We start from the raw sequence: 22,504 nt of genomic DNA, 5'->3' as shown, positions 1-22,504 counted from the left end.
TTTAGTTGGTGTAAAAGTGAGATTTTTCAAAATAAATATCTAAAATGAGTAGATGTTCTCGTTGTACTAAAAAACAGCTATCTCAAAATGCAATACCCTTTCGGTCAAATTGAAATAGCCAAATAGCCTATACACAAGAATACTCTGAACAGATTGTGATTGAATGGCTGTGTAAATAAAGAAGGTAAGAGGCATAAAAATAGACGTCTAATCTTCTATTCCACAGCAATTGCCTTAAATAAAAACAGCGCCTTAAATAAGAATAGAGAGTAGTAACATGATTATAGATTGCCACGGACATTATACGACTACGCCAGCAGGCGTTGGTGAGTACCGCGATAAACAAAAAGCACAGGTCGCTAAAGACCCTGCTTTTGTTGGTGAAAAAGGTAAGGTTATTGTTTCGGATGATGAAATCCGTGACAGCATTATCAATAATCAGCTGCGTTTACAGCAAGAGCGTGGCACCGATTTAACCATCTTCTCTCCTCGTGCTAGCTGGATGGGACACCATATTGGTAATGAATACACCAGCCAATATTGGACAGAACATCAAAACGATTTGATTCGCCGTGTTTGTGATCTTTTCCCTGAAAACTTTGCTCCTGTAGCGCAGTTACCACAATCGCCAGGTGTTGATCCTGGCAAATCGGTTGCTGAGATCGTACGTACTGTTGAAGAAATGGGTTTCATCGGTATCAACTTGAACCCAGATCCAAGTGGCGGTTACTGGCAGGATAAGTCTTTGGCGGACCGTTCTTTCTATCCTATTTATGAAAAAATGTGCGAATACGACATTCCGGCGATGATCCATGTGAGCGCGGCATGTAACGATTGTTTCCACACGACTGGCTCACACTACCTAGGTGCGGATACGACGGGCTTTCAGCAATTGATGATGTCGGATGTGTTTAAAGATTTCCCTGAATTGAAAATTATCATTCCTCATGGCGGTGGCGCAGTACCTTATCACTGGGGACGTTTCCGCGGTATGGCATTAGATCAAGGTTTTGATCTTGCCGAGCGCGTTTTGAACAACATCTATTTCGATACTTGTGTTTACCATCAGCGTGGTATTGATCTTCTGTTAGACATTATTCCAACAAAGAACATCTTGTTTGCGTCTGAAATGATTGGTGCGGTACGTGGTGTTGATCCAGAAACAGGTCATTATTTTGACGATACGAAACGTTACATCGATAACAACACCGTGTTATCCGCTGAGCAGAAACAAGCTATCTTTGAAGGCAATGCTCGTCGTGTATTTAGTCGTTTGAAAGCGTAAGACTTTCGATTACAAGGGAAAAAAGAATCATGCGAAATAATGTAGTAGTACAAAATATTGAACGTGCTGACCAAGCTGTAATCGATGGTTTGGCAGAGTGCGGCGTAGCGACGATTCATGAGTCTCAAGGTCGTGTTGGTCTATTGGCTCATTACATGCGCCCAATTCAAATGGACAAGACCATTGCCGGATCCGCGATCACTATTTCAGGTGCCGCTGGCGATAACTGGATGATGCACGTGGCGATTGAGCAGTGCAAAGCGGGTGACGTGATGGTATTTGCTCCAACGTCTCCTTCGAATCACGGCTTTTTTGGTGATTTGTTAGCAACATCAGCGCAATCTCGTGGCGTAGTTGGTTTGATTATCGAAGGTGGTGTTCGTGATACTCGCGACCTTCGTCAAATGAACTTCCCTGTTTGGTCAAAAGCCGTGTTCGCTGAAGGTACGATTAAAGAAACCGTTGGTTCTGTTAACGTACCTATGGTTTGCGCTGATGCCTTGGTTAATCCTGGTGATGTGATTGTGGCTGACGATGACGGTGTGGTTGTAGTGCGTCGTGAGAATGCTGCTGAAGTATTGGAATTGTCTCGTAAGCGTATGGCGAATGAAGAATCAAAACGCGTACGTATGGCGAATGGCGAATTGGGCTTAGACATTTATGAAATGCGCCCACGTCTAAAAGAGAAAGGCTTAAAGTATGTCTAAACATTCAGGCGTTATAAAGAGTGCGCCTTGTATGTGGATGCGTGGCGGCACGTCAAAAGGTGCTTACTTCTTAGCCGCAGATTTACCGATTGATGTCGATGCTCGTGCGCAGTTTTTATTACGCGTGATGGGCTCGCCAGATGAACGTCAGATCGACGGCATCGGTGGTGCAGACCCATTAGCATCAAAAGTCGCCGTGGTGAAAAAGTCGGAACGTGACGATGCCGATGTAGACTATTTGTTCTTGCAGGTGTTTGTTGATCAAGCGATTGTTACCGATGCGCAAAACTGCGGCAACATTTTAGCCGGCATTGCACCGTTTGCGATTGAACGTGGCTTGGTTGAGGCCAAAGAAGGCGAAACCTCTGTACGTATTTTTATGGAGAATACCGGTCAAATCGCGGTGGCGCGTGTTGCTATAAAAGACGGCGAAGTGCAATACGAAGGCGACGCTCGTATTGATGGCGTGCCTGGTTTTTCGGCTGCAGTGCCGATCGTTTTCCAAGACACCGCTGGATCAAGCTGTGGTGCTTTGTTGCCAACGGGTAATGTAGTCGATGTGATTGATGGCATTGAAGTAACCTGCATCGATAATGGTATGCCTGTTGTTATCATGCGTGCTGTTGATATGGGTATTACGGGTACAGAATCTCGCGAAGAACTTGAGGCCAATGACGAACTGCGTGCGAAGCTAGAATCTATTCGCTTGCAAGTTGGCCCTATGATGAATTTGGGTGACGTGAAAGAAAAATCCGTTCCTAAAATGACCATGGTGAGTGCAGCGACGAACGGCGGTGCTATCTCCACACGTACTTTTATTCCCCATCGTTGTCATGCATCGATTGGCGTATTGGGTGCGGTGAGTGTGGCGACAGCTGCGGTGCTGAAAGGGTCGCCTGCTAATGAAGTAGCAAGTTATCAGTCAAGCGCTCGTATGACGTTGGATGTTGAGCATCCAATTGGCGCGATGACCGTGATTTTAGATCAACAAGAAAACGGCGACCTAGGTTCTGCGGCGATTTTACGTACCGCGAGAAAGTTATTTGATGGGCAGGTATTTGCTCATGGTAACGGTCTTTAATTCGCTGATTTTTAGCATAACGAATTTTTTAAAGGTATTTGAACATGATGGACAAAGATTATATTCCATTTCATCCTGCTCCAAGCAAACCCGCTTTTAAAGCACCAGCGGGTGCAGTTGATGCGCATTGTCACGTTTTTGGTCCAGCGGATAAATTCCCGTACCATCCAAAACGCAAATACACGCCTTGCGATGCGTCAAAAGAACAGTTGTTTGCCTTACGTGATCATCTAGGTTTTTCTCGTAATGTGATTGTTCAAGCATCTTGTCATAGTACCGACAACTCGGCTTTGATCGATGCGTTAGAAACTGCGGGGGATTTGGCTCGCGGTGTGGCATTTGTTGATGACTCTATCACTCACGAAGAAATTGAAAAAATGCATGCTGTGGGCATTCGTGGTGTGCGCTTTAACTTTGTGAAACGCCTTGTTGATAGCACGCCAAGAGAAGTGTTTTTCTCGATTGCTGACAAGATTCGTCCTTTCGGTTGGCACATTGTGGTGTACTTTGAAGCGGCAGATCTAGAAGACTTGATTCCTTTTTTGAAAGAATTGAATACCACGATTGTTGTTGATCATATGGGAACACCAAATGTTGCCAATGGCGTAGATCATCCAGACTTCCAACGTTTTGTTAACTTCATGGCGGATAATGACAACGTGTGGTGCAAGGTTAGCTGTCCAGAGCGTTTGACTCAACATGCGCCTGATTATTCAGATGTTTATCCTTTTGCCCGTACGTTAGTTGAGAAGTTCTCTGATCGTGTATTGTGGGGAACGGATTGGCCACATCCGAACATGAAAGTTGAAGCGCCAAATGACGGTCATCTTGTGGATGTGATTCCTCATATCGCCCCAACACCAGAGCTACAACAAGCTTTGTTGGTGGATAATCCTATGCGTCTTTACTGGAAATAATCCAAGCTTCGCAGCAAAGTAAATGAATAGAGGTTACCGAAATGGCTAGTAACTATACAGATCGACAACTCCAAGGCACGTACCTTTTTGATGGTCAAATGGCCAAAAAAGGCTATGGCTTAAATAAAATGTGTTACTCATTTAATGATCAAGTAGCGCGTGATGAATTTAATGCGGATCCAGAAGCGTACTGTGAAAAGTTCAAACTTACAGAAGCGCAAAAAGAAGCGATTCGTAATAGAGATGTAATCGGGCTTCTGCGTGAAGGCGGTAGTATCTATTATTTGGCAAAGTTTACCGGCTTACTAAAGCTAAACATGCAAGACATTGGTGGTCTGCAAACTGGCATGAGCACCGATGAATTTAAAGCAATGCTTGAGAAAAATGGGCGAGGAGAAGTCTAATGGCGAACATTATTGGTGCGATAACGACATCTCATATCCCAGCTATCGCTAATGCTATGGCAAACGGATTAGAGCAAACACCGTACTGGAAGCCTTTTTTTGATGCTTATCCACCTGTACGTGACTGGCTAAATGAGAAAAAACCAGACGTTATTATCCTTTTTTATAACGACCATGGTTTAGAATTTTTCATTGATAAAAAACCGACGTTCGCGATAGGTGTTGCTGATGAATATCATAACTCTGACGAAGGTTGGGGCATTCCGACCATTCCGCCAGTGACTGGTGAGTCAGAATTATCTTGGCATATTGCTAATAGTATTGTCGACGAAGGTTTTGACATGACTATCTGTCAAGAAATGCGCGTTGATCATGGCCTAACGGTTCCACTGAACCTTATGTGGCCTGGGCATCAATATGGTCATGTGAAAGTCATCCCAGTGTGTATTAACTGCGAACAATACCCAATGGCTCAGCCTTGGCGTACATTTGAATTGGGTAGAGCTATTGGCCGTGCTGTGGCGTCTTACGAAGAAGACATCAATGTTGTTGTGTTTGGTACAGGTGGTATGTCGCACCAGCTTGATGGTGAGCGTGCTGGCTTTATCAATCGTGCTTTTGATATCGACTGCTTAGACAAACTCGTCAGCGATCCTGAAGCGCTGACAAAATACACTAATCTTGATCTTGTTGAACAAGGTGGCGCTCAGGCTGTTGAGCTGAATATGCACATCGCCATGCGTGGTACCTTGTTAGGTAAAGTGACGGAATTACACCGTAACTACCATGCGCCGATTTCAAACACTGGCTCTGGGTTGATGTTGTTAGAACATGAGATGCCGAAATAACAAATCTTCTTTATTAGAGGGGCGTTGTTAAGATCAATAAATCCGCTATCTACAAAAATAGATAGCGGATTTTTTTATTTTTCGATATTCAAAAGGTTATTAACAGTATTAGAAACGTGTATCGCGCCTTTTAGAATCTCATCTATGATGCCAGAGGCTTCATCTATCAATTGTGCGTTCTCTTTAGAACGTTCGCTTACTTTGCTCATGCTGGTTTTGGCTTGGCGGGTTAGGTTGCTGTTCTGTGCCACCATATCTTCAATTTCAATAGTAGATTTACTGGTGCGAGAGGCTAGTGTTCTCACTTCATCCGCTACTACAGCAAAACCACGGCCATGTTCGCCTGCACGAGCGGCTTCAATGGCGGCGTTGAGTGCTAATAAGTTAGTTTGGTCAGCAATAGAGCCAATGGTTGTCACAATTTTCGCGATACTTTCAGACTGGTGATTAAGTTGTTCTATTAGGTCTGTAGATACTTCAACATCAGCAACAATTTTGTCTGAGGTTTCGACGGTACGACGTAAGATCTGTGCACCATTTTCTGACACTTGTGCGGTTTCTACCGAAGTTGAATGAGCCACTTCAGCAGCATGTTGAATAGCTAGTTGAGTATTAACTCTATCGGTAATATCAGAAGCGACTTTAAGTACTTTAACCACTTTACCAAATTGGTCGAAAATTGGATTATAACTGGCCTCTAACCATACAGTTTGGCCTTGTTTACCGACACGCTCAAATTGACCTGTTTTGAAGTCACCATTAGCCAGTTCTGTCCAAAATCTTGGGTTATCTTGATAAAATTTATCAGTGCAAAATTTATGGTGATTTTGGCCAACAATTTCTTTTTTTGATTTGTAGCCTAGTGCCATTAGGAAGTTGTCATTTGCGGTAATTACGGTGCCGTCTGGTGTAAACTCAATAGTGGCAGAGGAGCGGTCAATAGCATTGTAAACAGCTAGCTGACTGTCAGCCATAAGTTTAGCTTTGGTTACATCGGAAGCAATTTTTATTACTTTTACTACTATGCCATCTATTTCAACAGGGAAATAAGTGGCTTCAAGCCAAATATCCGAGCCGTCTTTGTGTTTACGCAAAAACGTACCTTCTTTGCTTTTTCCTGATGCTAGATCCGGCCAGAAACTTTTGTATTCAGGGCTAGAGGTTATTTGATTTGGACAAAACAACGCATGCTTTTGTCCCTGTACTTCTTTAAGAGAATAACCAATCGCATTAAGAAACAGTGAATTTGCTTCTAGAACAGTGCCATCGGGTGAGAAGCTAATTGTTGCGCAGAACTTGTTCATCGCTTCTATAGCAGCGTTATCTATAGATTGAGCTGGTTTTTTTTCAGTCTGCTTCTTATTGAAAAACATTTGCTTCTCCTCCCTAGCCTTGCGTACTTTTTAGTGTTTATTGCTGTGTTAGTAATCAGACTATAAATGGTGTTTATTTCTATAGCTGTAGTGAAAGTGTCCTAAAATGTAACGGTTAGTTATCTTTTTGATAAGAAAAGGCAGTTACTTTTCTGTATGCAGCAATTTGCTCACTGTGTTTGATACGTGTTTAGCACCTTTTTGAATTTCATCTATGATGCCTGATGCTTCATTAATCAGTTGCGCGTTCTCGCTTGAGCGTTCACTTACCTTGCTCATACTGTTTTTTGCTTGCAGGGTTAAATTGCTATTTTGTTTTACCATGTCTTCAATTTCGACCGTTGACTTGCTTGTTCTGGCGGCGAGCGTGCGAACTTCATCTGCGACAACGGCAAAGCCTCGGCCATTTTCTCCTGCACGAGCGGCTTCTATCGCTGCATTTAGTGCTAACAAGTTGGTTTGATCGGCAATTGATCCAATAGAGGTAACAATCTTAGCGATGTTTTGCGACTGATGATTTAACTGCTCAATAAGGTCTGTAGATACTTCAATATCTGCGACGATTTTGTCAGATGTCTCAACGGTGCGACGTAAGATATCTGCACCATTTTCTGAAACTTTAGCGGTTTCTACAGATGTTGAATGTGCCACTTCGGCCGCATTTTGAATGGCTAGCTGCGTATTGACTCGTTCGGTAATATCTGACGCGACCTTGAGTATCTTAATTACTTTGCCAAATTGATCAAAAATTGGGTTGTAGCTTGCTTCTAGCCAGATCGTTTTACCTTGTTTATTTATACGTCTGAACTGTCCAGTTTTGAAGTCACCATGGGCCAGCTCTGCCCAGAAATTAGGGTTTTCTTGGTAAAATTCTGGAGTGCAAAATTGACGATGATGTTGGCCTATGATGTCTTTTTGAGATCGATATCCCATAGTTGTAATGAAGTTATCATTAGCCGTGATAATGGTACCGTCAGGCATAAATTCTATGGTTGCTGAAGATCTGTCTATAGCGTTGTAGACTGCACTTTGACTGTCTGCCATTATTTTGTTTCGAGTGACATCGGAAGCAATTTTTATGACTTTGACGATTTTCCCATCTATCTCAACTGGAAAGTAAGTGGCTTCAAGCCAAATATCCGAGCCGTTTTTGTTTTTGCGTAAAAACGTACCTTGTTTGCTTTGTCCAGCCGCTAAATCCGACCAAAAATGTTTGTAATCGAGACTAGAGGTGACTTTAGTAGGGCAAAATAGGGCATGTTTTTGTCCTTGGATTTCTTCTAATGAGTAGCCCACTGTGTCGAGGAATAGTGCATTGGCATCTAATACTGTGCCATCTGGTAAAAAGCTAATGGATGCACAAAATTTCTTCATAGCCGTAATGAAAGCAGAGTCTTCGCTTTGAGGTAGAGTTTTTTCGATGGCTTTCTTTTGTTTGGTAAAAAACATGACAGTTCCTCGCTAGGGGTGATTTGTCAGTATGACAGTCGCATTCCCCATTGTTTTGTGTAGGTGTTTCCCTACAAAACTGGTCGAATTTTACACTGTAATGCTTGGATTTAATGTTTGTTAAGTGTCATATACGTGTGATGTTTGTTAATGGTTTACTTATTTTGAGTAACTCTTTGTGAGTGGTTGTTTGCTTTTTTGCAGGAAAAAATGATGGGGGGATTGAACTGGCTAAATAAGGCATTACTCTTGTCTAACGATAATAGTATCGAGTAGATTATTTTTCAGTCATTCGAGCGAACATGGTTTCAAACTGGCCAATGTTTTGTTGAATGTAGTCAATAAAGGAGCGCATAGTCGGAGTTGGATGACGACCTTGAGGGTGGATCAAACACCATGATCGGCGAAGGGGGAAATCTTTGATTGGAACTTCGATTAAGGTACCAAGAGTAAGCTCTGAGAGTATGCCTAGTTTGGGTAACACGGCTACACCTAGCCCTGCAATAACGGCATGTTTGATCGCGTCATTGGAGCCAATTTCCATCTCTGCGTGCAGACGAATACGTTGCTTTTGACAATGCAGTTCTAGTGCTAACCGACTGCCTGACCCTGCTTCTCGAAGCAGTAAGTTGTGTTCTAAAAAGGTGCTTAATGAGATGTCTTCTAGAGCGAGAAGAGGATGGTTTTGTGGTACAACAGCGATTAACTCATTGTTCAAAAAAGGTATGCTAAACATAGGTTTATCATTCTGCACCATGCCCATGATTGCTAATTCATCATGATTTTCGTTGAGTCGCTCAATGGCCGCTGCACGGTTCATGACTTTCACGTTTATCGTGACGTTTGGATGCAAGCTGGTATAAGCCCGAAGTAAGTAAGGCACCACATATTGCGCCGTACTCACAGCCACCAAAGTTAATTCACCAGATATTAGGCCAGTTTCCTCTGATAAGTCATCTTGAAAGCGTTGTATTTCATCAAACATAGCATGAATGCATTGAGCCAAACGCTTGGCCGTCGCTGTACTGTAAAGCTGACGACCGACGTATTCAAACAGCGGTTGTTCCAGTGCTTGTTCAAGTTGTCGTATTTGGTTGCTAACGGCAGGCTGACTTAACCCCAGCATATCGCCAGCTCGACTGTAGCTACTCAATTCATAAACGCTCTTAAACACTTGTAATTGTCTAAACGTGAGTCGGTTCACTAAACTTTGTACGCTTTGAGGCATTGTTTTTGTTTCCTCTTGGTTTATCCATCGGATCTTATCTATCAGCTTTTATCTATCAGCTCTTATCTATCACGAATAGCTTATACATAAATGTCGTAATATCAATTTTTACTTTGGTTGATCTTTGAGTAGGCTAAATGTTCAACAAGAAAGGAGTGACTCATGTTAAAAAAAGTGTTGATCGCTAACCGAGGTGAAATTGCGGTTCGTATCATTCGCGCTTGTTCAGAGGCTGGGATTCGCTCTGTTGCGATATTTACGGAACCTGATCGATATGCCTTGCATGTCAAACGTGCAGACGAGTCTTACTCGTTAGGCGATGATCCACTTGCCGGTTATTTAGACCCTTTGCGTCTAGTGAATTTAGCCATAGAAACGGGTTGTGATGCGATTCACCCCGGTTATGGTTTTTTGTCTGAAAATGCGCATTTTGCAGAACTGTGTGAGCAAAAAGGCGTTACCTTTATCGGGCCTCATTCTTCCGTCATTCATAAAATGGGTGATAAAACTCAAGCGCGCGACAGTATGCGTGCAGCAGGTATTCCAATCACACCTGGCTCAGAGGGGAATTTAGCCAACCTTGAAGAGGCGCTTACTCTAGCTGGGAAAGTTGGTTATCCGGTGATGATCAAGGCAACCTCTGGCGGTGGCGGTCGAGGTATTCGGCGTTGTGACACACCAGAAGAATTAACCTCCCAATATCCTCGTGTTATTTCGGAAGCGACCAAAGCTTTTGGTTCAGCTGAAGTGTTTTTAGAAAAATGCATCGTTGATCCTTGCCATATTGAAGTTCAAATATTGGCGGATTCCCAAGGCAATGCGATTCATTTGTATGAGCGTGATTGTTCGATTCAGCGCCGCAATCAAAAGTTGATCGAAATTGCGCCAAGCCCGCAACTTACCCCAGAGCAACGTCAGTATATTTGTGATCTCGCTGTACGTGCTGCTAAAGCGGTGGATTATGTTAACGCAGGTACGGTGGAGTTTTTGTTGTCTGGCAACGAAGTGTATTTCATGGAAATGAATACACGAGTACAGGTTGAGCACACGATTACCGAGCAAATCACGGGTGTCGATATTGTGCGTGAACAGCTTCGTATCGCGGCTGGTTCGCCGCTTAGCTTCCGCCAAGAAGACATTAGTTATCGTGGTTATGCGATGCAGTTCCGTATTAACGCGGAAGATCCAAAGAACGATTTCTTACCCAGCTTTGGGCGTATTACTCACTACTACGCGCCGGGTGGTCCTGGGGTTCGTGTTGATACGGCGATTTATACTGGTTACGAGATTCCGCCTTACTTTGATTCAATGTGTTTGAAGCTGGTGGTTTGGGCGTTGACTTGGGATGAGATGGTCGCGCGCGGTCGCCGTGCCATTGACGATATGCGTTTGCATGGTATCAAAACTACCGCCAATTATTATCAGCAAATTCTGAAACACCCAGATTTCATCAAAGGGAAATTCAATACTGGATTCGTTCCAGCGCACCCTGAATTATTAAATTATTCCGTTAGACGCCATCCAAGTGATATCGCTTTGGTGTTGGCAGCCGCTATTGCAGCGCATGTTGGTCGATAATCCGCAGGAGGAAGAAAATGAGTCAAGTTAAACAAAAAATAGAAGTGACAGATGTCACCTTGCGTGATGCTCACCAATCGCTGATTGCCACTCGTATGCGCACGGAAGACATGTTGCCGATCTGTGAAAAACTCGATCAAGTCGGTTTTTGGTCTTTAGAAGTGTGGGGCGGCGCGACCTTTGATGCTTGCGTACGTTTTTTGAAAGAAGACCCTTGGGAGCGATTGCGTCAGCTTCGTGCGGCTTTGCCAAATACCCGTTTGCAAATGTTGTTGCGTGGTCAAAACCTTTTGGGTTATCGCCATTATGCCGATGATGTTGTAGAAGCGTTTGTACAAAAAGCGGCTGACAATGGCATTGATGTGTTCCGAGTATTCGATGCTCTTAATGATCTTCGCAATATCGAAACTGCCATGAAAGCGGTGAAAAAAGCCGGTAAACATGCGCAAGGTACGATTTGTTATACGACCAGCCCAGTGCATACGCCAGCCTTGTTTGTCGAGCAAGCCAAAGCCATGCAAGCCATGGGTGCAGACTCTATTGCCATTAAAGACATGGCGGGTTTGTTAACGCCTTATGCGACTTATGATCTGGTGAAAGCCATCAAAGAAGCAGTCGATTTGCCTTTAGTAGTACACAGCCATTCAACCTCAGGTTTGGCGCCTTTGTGTCAGCTTAAAGCCATCGAAGCAGGTGCCGACCGTATTGATACCGCGATTTCATCCTTTGCCAGTGGCACTAGCCATCCAGCGACTGAGACTCAAGTGGCGGCTTTGAAAGATACCGATTACGACACGGGTTTAGATTTGGCCTTGTTGTCAGAAATTGCCGATTACTTCCGTGATGTTCGTAAAAAGTATCATCAATTTGAAAGCGAATTTACGCGCGAAGATGTGTCTGTACAGGTTAACCAAGTGCCGGGCGGTATGATGTCAAACTTGGCGAACCAGTTAAAAGAGCAAAATGCGTTAGACAAGATTCGTGAGGTGTTTGCCGAGATTCCTCGTGTTCGTGCTGACTTAGGCTATCCGCCTTTGGTTACGCCTACCTCGCAAATCGTTGGTACGCAGGCGGTTTATAACGTATTGGCAGGTCAGCGCTATAAAACTATCACCAATGAAGTGAAACGTTACTTATTGGGTGGATACGGCCAACCGCCAGCGGCAGTAAATCCAGACGTGCAGAAAAAAGCCGTAGGTAATGAATCAGTTAACGACGCTCGTCCTGCGGATTCTTTGTCACCAGAGCTTTATAAATTACGCAATGAAATTGGTGAATTAGCGAAATCAGAAGAAGATGTACTGACCTTTGCTATGTTCCCTGAACTAGGTCGTGAATTTTTACAGCAACGTGCTGACGGAACCTTGGTTCCAGAAGTCTTGTTACCGCTAGAACAAGCGGGTCAAGGTGCAGCCGCAGGTGGCTTGGCTACTGAGTTCAAGATTGATGTGCATGGTGAAGTCTACAATGTTGAAATCACTGGTGTAGGTGACTTTGGGGTTGGTAAACGCAAGTTGTACTTGTCTTTGGACGGTATGCCAGAAGAAGTGGTGTTTGAATCGCTGAATGAATATGTTGCTGACGGTGGTGCAGGGCGATCTCGCGCGACTGAACCTGGTCATGTTAGTGCGGCGATGCCGGGTAATATCATTGATGTCTTGGTTGAAGAAGGCGACACGGTTACCGCGGGTCAAGCTGTACTCGTCACGGAAGCCATGAAGATGGAAACCGAGGTACACGCCAACGTGGCGGGTACGGTAAAAGGCGTTTTCGTTAAAAAAGGCGACCGAGTCACACCGGGTGAAATGCTGATTGAAATCGTTTAGTCCATTATTGAGAAAGATGATTCCATTAGGAAGCTAATGAAATAGACTTTAAAAAGGTCGTTTTTCTTTATTAGAAAGACGGCCTTTTTCATATCAATTTTGTCATTACAGAAACGCTTGGCAAGCTTCTTGGAAGGAATTTATACGAGAGATAAGCTCATCAGTTTGTTGGGTCTTGTAGATGGCGTTATTGGCTAAAATAGAATAGTGACCACGATAACCTTGTTGATGCAGGTGTTCTATTAAGGTGACAATGCTACTTTCATAATAGCCATCTCCCGGAATCAAACGCTTGTGGTGATAGGTCTCGATTTGATCTTCAAGCGAATAGGTCATGCTGCTGTTGAAGTCCGAGCATTGTACTAAAAAAATATCTGACGTCGGAATTTCTTCAAGAACATCAATTGCTTCTGATTCACTCAGAAAATGAAACGTATCAATTACTAAGCCAAAATTTGGGCTGTTTACGTCTCGGCAAAGCGAGGCAGCGGCTTGATAACTGCCAATGTAAGGTGACCAAGGCAATGCTTTTAAAGCAATCTTAATGCGATAAGGAATGGCTAAATTAGCCAAAGCACGAAGATCGGCCAAAATTTGATTGGTGTCTATGTTCTTAGAGCGAATGGTTGGTGGCATAACAACCAGTAAGCGGCAATTCAGTTGCGCTAAGGTTTTTAAGTAATTGCGCGCCAAATCCATATCGTACTCATGGATATGATTTGTATTTCCACCAAACTCTCGCAAACTCGACGCACTGCTGATTTCAATGCCATTGCGTTTGGCGAGTTCGGCAATGTGTTCGATATCACGCTTATCAGCGCCAAAATCAGAGTGTGTTAGGTCAATGTTTAGAAAGCCTGCTTGGGCCAACGCGGCGAATTTATCTTCGAGCGTACTATGAAAAAGGTTTGCCGCAATAGACAGCATATTAGATTACCTCTATAGCAAAGGCGCGATCATTACCTGCGAAAATTTGATGACGAAGTGGACTGTTCTCATTCGCTTTGAAAGTGATTTTGCTAAAAAATTCAGTATTGTGTTGTTCGTCTGAAGCTTCGACAAAACGTAGGCTGATGGCGTGTTTTCCAGGGAGCTGTAAGCTGGCCTCTTCTTTGGCTTGAAAACCAAAAAGACGTTCAAAAAAGGTTAAGCAAGTCTGAGTACGGTCAGGATCTACTTGTATAGTAAATTCATGGAAGTGAGACAGTGAGCCATTTAATTTTTCAGCTACGCTGGGGATGGTTTTAAAATCAATCTCATATACGCTTAAATCGTCACGCACTTGATCAACTAAATAGATTAAGGTGCCGCCCATTCCCTCAATGCCTGGAATATTGACTTCCATCGGGCCTGAATGATTGGATGAATCCCAAGCCCCTCGTTTTATTAGCTCAGCATGAGCGATAGAAGCGTCGTCACATTTAAAGGCGATAGCAAAAAGAGCGATGCCCATTTCGCCAACATAAGCTTCCAATGTTGGATCTTGCGAACAATTGATAATTATTTTTAACTGATTTTGTTGAAATAAGAATACATTTTTACGTCGATGTTTTGCGTAAAGGCTAAAACCTAGCTCAGTCATTAGGGGAGTTACGCTTTCTAAAGAGGGCGCGACTATCTCGATAAACTCGATACCCAGTAAATTCGCAGTAGACAAAGGTGTGATGTCGTTTTGATCCATAATACGGTCCAAAGAGGTCAATACATTAGTAATGGTTAGGTCGTCTTATGGACAAGCTAACGTATAACCCTTTTAACATATAAGCAGGATCGCAGGTACGCAAACAAAAAGTGATATTTAGCTATGAAGAAATGATCCAACCGAATCTCAAAAATATTATAGATTCGATTGGATGATAGATAAGCTGTAGATGGTTATGCGAACTCTTCGGTGTCTATTTCAGCTTGTTGTGCGGCGGTATAGCGCGTGCCATGTACGTTATTTTGATTAATCATCTCGTCTAGCAGGCTGACTTGTTTGGCATCCAGCTTTAATTGCGCTGATTCAAAATTGTCTCTCATATGATTAACCGAGCGAGTGCCAGGAATAGGGACAATATTTTTATCTTTTGCGGTGAGCCAAGCCAAAGCTAGTTGCGATGGTGTGCAGCCGATGTCTTTCGCAAGGGCAAAGTAGTCGTTTAACAAGGCTAGATTGTTAGGATAATGCTCGGCGTTAAAGCGTGGCATGTTGTTACGAATGTCTTTGGCTTCTAGATCCGCAACGTCTTTTAATGTGCCCGTTAAGAATCCGCGTGCTAATGGACTGAAAGCAACAAAGGTAACGCCTAGTTTCCTGCAGGCTTCTAAAACGGCAATTTCTGGATTGCGTGTCCATAAAGAATATTCGGACTGAATCGCAGTAATTGGGAACTCGTTGTGAGCACGAGTTAGCGTTTCGGCAGACACTTCTGATAAACCCACCGCACCAATTTTGCCTTCTTTTACCAGATCGCCTAGAGCGCCTGCGCTTTCTTCGATTGGTACATTGAAGTCCAAGCGATGCAAATAATACAAATCGATATGGTCTGTTTGTAGGCGTTTTAGGCTGTCTTCGCACTGCTTGCGAATATTTTCAGGTCTGCCGTTAATCTCTTTTTTGCCATCAACCATGGCCATACCGCATTTGCTGGCAAGGAAAAATTCATCACGGCGATCTTTTAGTGCTTTACCGACTAAAAGCTCATTGTTACCACCGCCATATAAGGTCGCGGTATCAAAATGGCGATAACCCATTTCAAATGCTTGATGAAGCGCTTTGATGGCTTGCTCTTCTGCAACAGGTGAACCGTAAGCATGGGATAAATTCATGCAGCCGAGGCCGATGTTTGGATTGGCTAAATGTGGATGTTTTGACATAAAAAAGTCCTTGTTAGTTTGCTTTGCTATGTTTTACTGCACGACTACTATTGCAAAACAGTGTAACGAAAACAGGGAGCCTAGGCTCCCTGTTTGTGTCTTAATTTATTGAACTTTGCACTGTTCTTATGCTTCTAGGCATTCTTCTAAGCGATGTAGGGTTTCCATCGCTTCAATAGCTTGAGTCACACAAGAGTTTGGCGCACGACCTTCTTGGATGGCTGCAATGAACTCTCTGTCTTGTAGTTCGATACCGTTATTTGAAACCGCTACGCCAGATAGGTCAATCTTGTTTTCGCTGCCGTCAAATAGATCGTCGTAACGTGCGATATAAGTACCGTTGTCGCAAATATAACGGAAGAAGGTACCGAATGGACCGTCGTTATTGAATGACAAAGATAGCGTACATATTGCACCGTTAGGCACTTTCATACCAATGCTCATGTCCATGGCGATGCCAAGTTCAGGATGGATCGGACCTTGAAGTGCTTGAACCTTGCTTGCTGTTTCGCCAGTTTGGTACTGGAACAAATCCACAGTGTGGCAAGCATGGTGCCATAGTAGATGGTCAGTCCAAGAACGTGCTTGGCCAAGGGCGTTTTTGTTTGAACGGCGGAAAAAGTAGGTTTGCACGTCCATTTGTTGAACGTTTAATTCGCCAGCCATTATCTTGTTATGAATCCACTGGTGCGAAGGATTGAAACGACGAGTGTGTCCCGCCATGGCAACTAGGCCAGTTTTCTTTTGTACTTCAACCACTTTGCGAGCGTCTTCAATGTTGTCTGCCATTGGGATTTCAGACATAACATGTTTGCCAGCTTCAAGGCATTGGATAGTTTGCGCAGCGTGCATTTGAGTCGGGGTAGCTAGGATTACCGCATCAACGTCATCACGAGCTAGGCTTTCTGCTAGATCTGTTGTGTAGTGAGGAACACCGCGTTCTTCAGCGAATGCTTTAATCGCATCGATTTTTGTGCCAACCACAGAAACGACTTCTGCACCTTCGATCGCCGCGATGGCGTCCATGTGTTTCATGCCGAAAGCGCCAGATGCGCCAGCGATACAAATTCTCATTAGTCTACTCCTAAAAGTGCGAGTGTTTATTGTAAGGGCATAACATTGCCCGAGTCTTATATTGATAACAAATCTAGCATCCGACACCTAATGGGGATAATCCATAAACCGCATAAGCTATTCATTTTTTGCAATGAGGCTTTTGTAGTTTTCATCGAAAACGTTCTGAGATATCTCGTAATAAGCTAAGAAAGTGGGATTGAGTGACGGTTGGAAGCCAGCTTTTTCGCACACAAAGCCCAATTGGGCGGCGTGTATGGTCCAACGGAAAGTCTATAACATTGAGTAATTCAATATTAATTTCTCGCTCCACTTGGTGTGCCGAGATGAGTGTTAATCGATCGCTTTCGATTAATAGTTCACGAATAAGTATCTGTGAACTGGATTCAACCAATCGTGTTGGTAAGGCGATACCAGCGTCTTTGAAAATGTCTTCGAAAGCTTGTCGAGTCGGAGTGCCTTTGGCGGGAACGACCCAAGCAAACTCGGCGAGATCTTGTGCGCTGATGTTTTGTTTGCTCATTAATGGATGATCTTTACGAGCCACTACTGATAATGGCGGCGCCCATAATTCTTCCTGGACCACATCATCAGCCGGTGTTGGATGACGTAATGCACCTAAAATAATATCGATGTCACCTTGGCGTAGATGATGAAGTAAATCGGCATACGGGCCTTCGGTTACATTGATATTCACATCAGGATGGCGTTCGTTGAACTGCAAAATTGATTTTGGCAAAATGGTCATACGTGCCAAAGGCATGCTGCCTATGGTGATGGTACTGACATCTTTAAACTGTAAAGCGTTGATCTCGTATATGCCTTGGCGTAATTCACTGAAAGCTAGTTTGGTGGCTTTTGCCAAAGTTTGTGCTGCTTTGGTTGCGCTGGTTCCAAGGCTGTTTTTTTCGAATAATACAACGCCGAGCAGGCGTTCTAAATCTCGCGCGGCTCGGTGTACGGAAGACTGCGACACGGCCAAATTTCGGCTAGCAATGCTGAAGTTTTGCGCTTCGCTCACAGCGATTAAAGCTCTTAATTGAGTGGTGCTAATTAAGGCGATGAGATTTTTAGGAGTGCGTTCTTTTTGAGTCGTGTCTTTCACGATTTCTTGTGTGGCTGTTTGAATATGATCGATGGCGCGGCTGACGCGTTTTTGCCACACCTCACCTGATGGAGTGGGATACATACCATCTGAATGGCGCTCAAAAAGCGACGCGCCCAATAATCCTTCTAGCTTGGCGATCGCTTGGGTGATGGCTGGCTGAGATAAAAAGATATTTTCAGAAGCTCGGGTGATGCTTTTTAGCTCTGCGACCGCGAGAAATACGCGTAAATGCCGTAAGTTGGGAATTGCTATCTCCATAAGACCTCCTTATTTTTTATAAACTATATCAAAAATGAATATCAAAGAAATCAAATTGAAGGATTGATTACGTATTTTTTCCTATATATGGCCAAAATGGAACTCTCATTAAAAAAATCTAAAAATAATGCGTTCTATTTTTTAAATAGTAAAAAATAGATGTAGATCAAGGTTTGTACAGCTCGTTTGTTCTTATACTCGCTACTAATGGGTGTTTACGCCATTGAATAAAACAATCTTATAGCGAGGTAACAGAATGAGTCAGGTGAGTCATATTCCGGGCAATATTATGTTTGATGGGCCGATGGCAACGAAGGGCTACCCCTTAAATAAAATGTGTTATTCCTTTAATAACGCAAATGGGCGAAAAGTATTCCTAGCTAATGAAGACGATTATTGTGAAAAGTTTGGACTTTCTGTAGAGCAAAAACAGGCTGTAAAAAATCGTGATGTCATTGCCATGTTAGAAGCCGGTGGAAGTATTTATTATCTGGCAAAATTTGCTGGGATCTTGGGATTAAATGTACAAGATGTTGGTGGTTTACAGACGGGTATGACAACAGACGAATTTAAAGCATTTTTAGTACAGCAGGGAGATAAATAATGGCGAAAATACTTGGCGGTATCGCCACATCACATATTCCTGCCATTGGTGTAGCGATGGATAAAGGTCTTGAGCAAACACCTTATTGGAAAGATTTCTTTGATGCCTATCCACCTGTACGTGAATGGCTGTATGCGCAAGAACCTGACATCGCCGTCATTTTTTATAATGATCACGGATTAGAGTTTTTTCATGATCGCAAACCGACTTTTGCTATTGGCGCTGCAGCTCAGTATGAGAATGCCGACGAAGGTTGGGGGATTGCTGAAATTCCACCAGTAACTGGGGAAACTGAGTTGTCTTGGCATATCGTTAATCAATTGATAGAGGACGAGTTTGATATAACCGTTTGCCAAGAAATGAAAGTGGACCATGGACTGACAGTGCCTCTTACGCTCATGTGGCCAGGTCATAAATACGGTCATATTAAAGTGATTCCAATTGCGATCAACTGTGAACGTCATCCTATGCCGAAACCCAGTCGTTGTTTTGATTTTGGCAAGGCGATTGGTGACGCTATTCGTTCTTACTCTGGTAATCAGAAAGTTGTGATATTTGGAACCGGTGGTTTATCTCATCAGCTAGATGGACAGCGCGCGGGCTTCATTAATAAACCATTCGATTTATATTGCATGGATAAAATTGTGAATGAACCGGAAGCGCTTACCAAATTCACTAATTTTGACTTGGTAGAACAAGCAGGCTCTCAAGGTGTTGAGTTGAATATGTGGTTAGCGATGCGTGGCGCTTTGCAGGGAACGTTAACCGAGCTGCATCGTAGTTATCATTTGCCGATTTCCAATACGGGTGCTGGGTTGCAGTTATTGGCGACAAGCGACGCTGTCTAGGTCTAGCAATGCTGATATAATTTTTTCATTCAAAATACATGTCAAATTGTCATACAACAAAATGCGAGTTTTGGTATACGCTTCTTCTATCTTTGATAAAAGAAGCGTTTTTGTATCAGTGACCTTTGCTGCTGACGCAAGACTGAACAGGGGTATTCACTCAAGAAAGCCTTTTTAATAGAGTATTGACACTGTGTTAGCTGCAGCGCTTTTTATCTTCTAATTCTCAATTATTAACGTTATGACATTCTTTTTTGGAATACGTTGGAGGCAATTACAATGTTACATATAGGTCTAATTGGTCAGGCTATTGCCGCTTCTCGATCTCCTTCTTTACACATGATGTTGGGTGAACTAAAGCAATTGCCAGTGGATTATCAGTTGCAAGTGCCAGAAGATGATACGGCGGAATCCTTTAACACCAAGCTTGCTGAAATTCGTGCCTTAGGTTTTGTCGGCACTAATGTTACTTTTCCTTATAAACAAATCGCCATCGACAGCGCAGACGAAGTAAACGACGCGGTGAAGAAAGTCGGTGCGAGTAATACTTTGTTGCTAAAAGACGGCAAAGTGTGTGCTTTTAATACCGATTACACTGGTTTTATTCGCGGTTATAAAGGTCGAGTCGGGGATTTACCAGCAGGTAAAGTGCTGATGATAGGTGCTGGTGGTGTGGGTCGAGCAATTGGTTTTGCCTTGTTTGAAGTGGGGGCGACAGAAGTATTGGTCACCGATTTGAGCGAACGTAGCGCACAATCTTTGGTTGATGCTATTAATGAAGCTGGCTACAAGGCGCGTGTTGTTGCCAAAGAAGACATTGCAGAAGCAGCCGCAGAAGTAGATGGATTGGTAAACTGTACACCTGTTGGCCATTTGAAAAGTCCAGGTATGCCATTGGCGGCAGAACTGATTAAAGGACAGAAATGGGCATTTGATGCGGTTTATACCCCAATGGATACTGAATTCTTAGTGGAAGCTAATAAAAAAGGTCTGCAAATTGTGTCAGGCTTTGATTTGTTCTTTTATCAAGGCATCGATGCCTTCGAAATTTTCACGGGTCAGGAAATAACGGATGTGAAACCTGTTTGGGACCAGTTCCGTGAAAAATACAATGTCGTCAGTTCGTTGATCTAGAGATTGTTGGTAACTAAATAAATTCATAGGATAAATAATGGAAAGAAGACGCTAAATGGCGTCTTTTTGTCATTTATTCTATGGGGCTCAGCAACTAAGATATCTTTGCTCATGATATAGTGCATAGGTCTTACAAAAAAAATAAAAGGCCTTTAGAATTTTTATGATTAACTCCGATGACCGTAAATTGGTTGGGCAATCCGTCTATGAACAACTGCGTTCAGATATTGTGACAGGAAAGCTTTCACCCGGTGAAAAGCTTAAATTAAACGCTCTGCGAATCCGTTACAGTGCCAGTGTGAATACCTTGCGTGAAACCTTGATGCGCTTAGTATCAGACGGTTTTGTGATGTTTGTTGATCAAAAAGGCTTTTCGGTAAAACCTGTTTCTACCGCAGATTTGCGTGAATTATTAGAGCTTCGACAGATGTTAGAGTTGTCGGCCGTGCGTAAATCAATGGAAAATAAAGCGGGTCAAATGGAGTGGAAGTCAGCTTTGATAAGCGCGCATTTTCGCTTGAATTGTGTTGAAAAGCTGATGATGGAAGATGAAAGCAGTCATGTTCAGGCGTGGGAAAAAGCAGATCGAGATTTTCACGTTACCATGGTGTCTCATTGTGGTTCTCAGCAGCTTATTCGCTATCATGCTTCGGTGATTGAACTTTACATGCGTTATCAGGTATTGGCGTTGCACCGTCGGCCATTTCGCGGACAGGCCTCCGTAGAAGAGCACCAAAAATTGCTTAAACACCTTCTTGATGATGAAACCGAGTTTGTATTGGCCATTTTGGACTCGCATATTCAAAAAGGCTTGTTTTTACCGGACGCTGAGAAAATACCATTAAAAGTAAAATCTAAAGCCATCGCCTAATACTCATCCTTCGTAAGGATATTTTAACTAATGAAAAATACAGAGACTCAAAGTCAATCTAATGTATGTAACAACGAGGAAATGATGACATGGAAGCCGTAATTAGCATCATAGCCCCGATCTTTTTTCTGATCCTAATTGGCTTTCTCAGCATTCGATACTCTTTCCTTCCCCAAGCGGCGATACCTGGGTTAAGCCGTTTTGTTTTATACCTAGCTTTGCCAGCTTTGATTTTTATAAAGCTTTCCAGCATGGAGTTAAAAGAAGTCCTACATTTTGACTATCTTGCCGTGTACGCCGCGAGTGGTTTAGCCACCTTTTTTATTACTGTGTTACTTAGCTGGCGATTACTTAAAAGTGGTTTGGTAGATGCCGGCGTGAGAGGCGTTGGGGCGACCATGTCAAACAGCGCTTTTATTGGCTTTCCTGTCTTATTACAGTTTTTTGATTACCCTTTGACGCAGGCCTTTGTGATGTCATTGATGGTCGAAAATATCATTTTATTGCCAGTTTGCTTAATTTTTATCGAAACTGTGTTGGGTAAGAGCGAGAGTAACGGGAAAAGCCTATTTATGGTTGTTCTGAAGCGTATCTCAACGAATCCGTTATTAATTGCCTTGGTCGCAGGGCTAGTATTTTCTGTGTTTGAGTTGAGCTTGCCGAGCTTTATAGGCAAAGGCTTTAATTTACTGGCAGCAGCGGCCTCATCAGTGGCCTTGATTGTTATTGGCGGGTCTTTGGTGGGTGTGACGATTAAAGGTCAATGGGCTCCCATATTGCTGGTGGCGATTGGCAAACTGGTCTTATTTCCGGTGATTGTCACCTTGCTCTTGTTACTTACACCCACCATGCCAAACGAATTAAAAATTGCAGTGGTTATTTTTGCCTCGGTATCTATGTTCAGTTCTTATCCAATTGTATGTGGGGAATATGGATCGCGCAGTTTTTGTGCTAGTACTTTGCTAATTACTACCGTGTTGTCATTTTTTACCTTGAGCGTCTTACTCCGCTTTTTTGTATGAAAATATAGCAATGCGATTGATTGAATATTT

At 43.2% G+C, this 22,504-nt stretch carries 21 protein-coding genes; 13 read left to right on the top strand and 8 right to left on the bottom strand.

The genetic code is table 11. The annotated features are described in order from the left end of the window. Positions 1-277: 277 nt before the first annotated feature. The 6 genes from TY87_RS06685 to TY87_RS06660 are packed head-to-tail and all read left to right on the top strand — an operon-like array spanning position 278 to position 5,242. Positions 278-1,285: an amidohydrolase family protein gene (locus TY87_RS06685; protein WP_072840176.1), complete on the top strand. Its 1,008-nt coding sequence runs from the start codon at positions 278-280 to the stop codon at positions 1,283-1,285. A 29-nt stretch (positions 1,286-1,314) separates the two neighbouring features. Beyond that, a complete protein-coding gene (locus TY87_RS06680) occupies positions 1,315-1,992 on the top strand; it encodes a 4-carboxy-4-hydroxy-2-oxoadipate aldolase/oxaloacetate decarboxylase (protein ID WP_072840175.1) in 678 nt (225 codons plus the stop codon). Next, on the top strand, positions 1,985-3,073 hold the full coding sequence (locus TY87_RS06675) for a 4-oxalomesaconate tautomerase (RefSeq protein ID WP_100186485.1): 1,089 nt from the start codon (positions 1,985-1,987) through the stop codon (positions 3,071-3,073). The genes TY87_RS06680 and TY87_RS06675 overlap by 8 nt, the downstream gene beginning before the upstream one ends. 44 nt (positions 3,074-3,117) lie before the next feature. Continuing rightward, the gene (locus tag TY87_RS06670; RefSeq protein ID WP_084122436.1) at positions 3,118-3,990 is read left to right on the top strand and encodes an amidohydrolase family protein; all 873 of its coding nucleotides are present in this window, start codon (positions 3,118-3,120) and stop codon (positions 3,988-3,990) included. Positions 3,991-4,031: 41 nt separating this feature from the next. Further along, a complete protein-coding gene (locus TY87_RS06665; RefSeq protein ID WP_072840173.1) occupies positions 4,032-4,394 on the top strand; it encodes a protocatechuate 4,5-dioxygenase subunit alpha in 363 nt (120 codons plus the stop codon). Next, positions 4,394-5,242 carry a class III extradiol dioxygenase family protein gene (locus TY87_RS06660; protein ID WP_072840172.1) on the top strand — a complete coding sequence of 283 codons (849 nt, stop codon included), beginning with the start codon at positions 4,394-4,396 and terminating at the stop codon, positions 5,240-5,242. Before TY87_RS06665 ends, TY87_RS06660 begins: the two co-directional genes overlap by 1 nt. Positions 5,243-5,316: 74 nt before the next feature. Here the strand turns inward: TY87_RS06660 and TY87_RS06655 are convergent, their stop codons facing one another. The 3 genes from TY87_RS06655 to TY87_RS06645 all read right to left on the bottom strand — a co-directional run bounded on the left by TY87_RS06655 (position 5,317) and on the right by TY87_RS06645 (position 9,292). Then, positions 5,317-6,615 carry a methyl-accepting chemotaxis protein gene (locus TY87_RS06655; RefSeq protein ID WP_072840171.1) on the bottom strand — a complete coding sequence of 433 codons (1,299 nt, stop codon included), beginning with the start codon at positions 6,613-6,615 and terminating at the stop codon, positions 5,317-5,319. 144 nt (positions 6,616-6,759) lie between these two features. After that, complete coding sequence (locus tag TY87_RS22900; RefSeq protein ID WP_100186484.1) at positions 6,760-8,064, bottom strand: methyl-accepting chemotaxis protein; 1,305 nt, start codon at positions 8,062-8,064, stop codon at positions 6,760-6,762. A 277-nt stretch (positions 8,065-8,341) separates the two neighbouring features. Beyond that, entirely contained in the window at positions 8,342-9,292 is a 951-nt protein-coding gene (locus TY87_RS06645) for a LysR family transcriptional regulator (RefSeq protein WP_100186483.1), read from the bottom strand. Between the two features lie 162 nt (positions 9,293-9,454). Here TY87_RS06645 and TY87_RS06640 point away from each other — a divergent pair, with 162 nt between their 5' ends. Both TY87_RS06640 and oadA read left to right on the top strand, forming a co-directional pair. Continuing rightward, positions 9,455-10,870, top strand: a complete 1,416-nt coding sequence (locus tag TY87_RS06640; RefSeq protein WP_100186482.1) for an acetyl-CoA carboxylase biotin carboxylase subunit — start codon at positions 9,455-9,457, stop codon at positions 10,868-10,870. Between the two features lie 17 nt (positions 10,871-10,887). After that, entirely contained in the window at positions 10,888-12,696 is a 1,809-nt protein-coding gene (gene oadA / locus TY87_RS06635) for a sodium-extruding oxaloacetate decarboxylase subunit alpha (protein ID WP_100186481.1), read from the top strand. Between the two features lie 105 nt (positions 12,697-12,801). On the opposite strand, the gene TY87_RS06630 is transcribed toward oadA, so the two are convergent. The 5 genes from TY87_RS06630 to TY87_RS06610 form a co-directional block, all read right to left on the bottom strand. Further along, positions 12,802-13,623 (bottom strand): sugar phosphate isomerase/epimerase family protein, encoded by an 822-nt coding sequence (locus tag TY87_RS06630; protein ID WP_072840166.1) that lies wholly within the window; start codon positions 13,621-13,623, stop codon positions 12,802-12,804. Between the two features lies 1 nt (position 13,624). After that, complete coding sequence (locus tag TY87_RS06625; protein WP_072840165.1) at positions 13,625-14,377, bottom strand: hypothetical protein; 753 nt, start codon at positions 14,375-14,377, stop codon at positions 13,625-13,627. A 194-nt stretch (positions 14,378-14,571) separates the two neighbouring features. Continuing rightward, a complete protein-coding gene (locus TY87_RS06620; protein WP_072840164.1) occupies positions 14,572-15,555 on the bottom strand; it encodes an aldo/keto reductase in 984 nt (327 codons plus the stop codon). Between the two features lie 126 nt (positions 15,556-15,681). Beyond that, positions 15,682-16,629 (bottom strand): Gfo/Idh/MocA family oxidoreductase, encoded by a 948-nt coding sequence (locus tag TY87_RS06615; RefSeq protein WP_072840163.1) that lies wholly within the window; start codon positions 16,627-16,629, stop codon positions 15,682-15,684. Positions 16,630-16,780: 151 nt separating this feature from the next. Then, entirely contained in the window at positions 16,781-17,995 is a 1,215-nt protein-coding gene (locus TY87_RS06610; RefSeq protein WP_100186480.1) for a LysR family transcriptional regulator, read from the bottom strand. A gap of 256 nt (positions 17,996-18,251) precedes the next feature. Between TY87_RS06610 and TY87_RS06605 the strand changes: the two genes are divergently transcribed. From TY87_RS06605 to TY87_RS06585, 5 genes are all read left to right on the top strand, one after another. Next, entirely contained in the window at positions 18,252-18,599 is a 348-nt protein-coding gene (locus TY87_RS06605) for a protocatechuate 4,5-dioxygenase subunit alpha (protein WP_100186479.1), read from the top strand. Then, positions 18,599-19,447 (top strand): class III extradiol dioxygenase family protein, encoded by an 849-nt coding sequence (locus TY87_RS06600; protein WP_100186478.1) that lies wholly within the window; start codon positions 18,599-18,601, stop codon positions 19,445-19,447. Before TY87_RS06605 ends, TY87_RS06600 begins: the two co-directional genes overlap by 1 nt. A gap of 279 nt (positions 19,448-19,726) precedes the next feature. Continuing rightward, on the top strand, positions 19,727-20,581 hold the full coding sequence (locus TY87_RS06595; protein ID WP_100186477.1) for a shikimate dehydrogenase family protein: 855 nt from the start codon (positions 19,727-19,729) through the stop codon (positions 20,579-20,581). A 163-nt stretch (positions 20,582-20,744) separates the two neighbouring features. Next, positions 20,745-21,452, top strand: coding sequence for a GntR family transcriptional regulator (locus TY87_RS06590; protein ID WP_100186476.1), 708 nt, complete (start codon positions 20,745-20,747; stop codon positions 21,450-21,452). A gap of 89 nt (positions 21,453-21,541) precedes the next feature. After that, entirely contained in the window at positions 21,542-22,474 is a 933-nt protein-coding gene (locus TY87_RS06585) for an AEC family transporter (RefSeq protein WP_100186475.1), read from the top strand. Positions 22,475-22,504: the final 30 nt, after the last annotated feature.

Source organism: Marinomonas sp. BSi20584, assembly GCF_002792415.1.
Classification (GTDB): Bacteria; Pseudomonadota; Gammaproteobacteria; order Pseudomonadales; family Marinomonadaceae; genus Marinomonas; species Marinomonas polaris.
The sequence above is the reverse complement of the archived record's forward strand: the minus strand, read 5'-3'. Positions and strand labels throughout refer to the sequence as shown.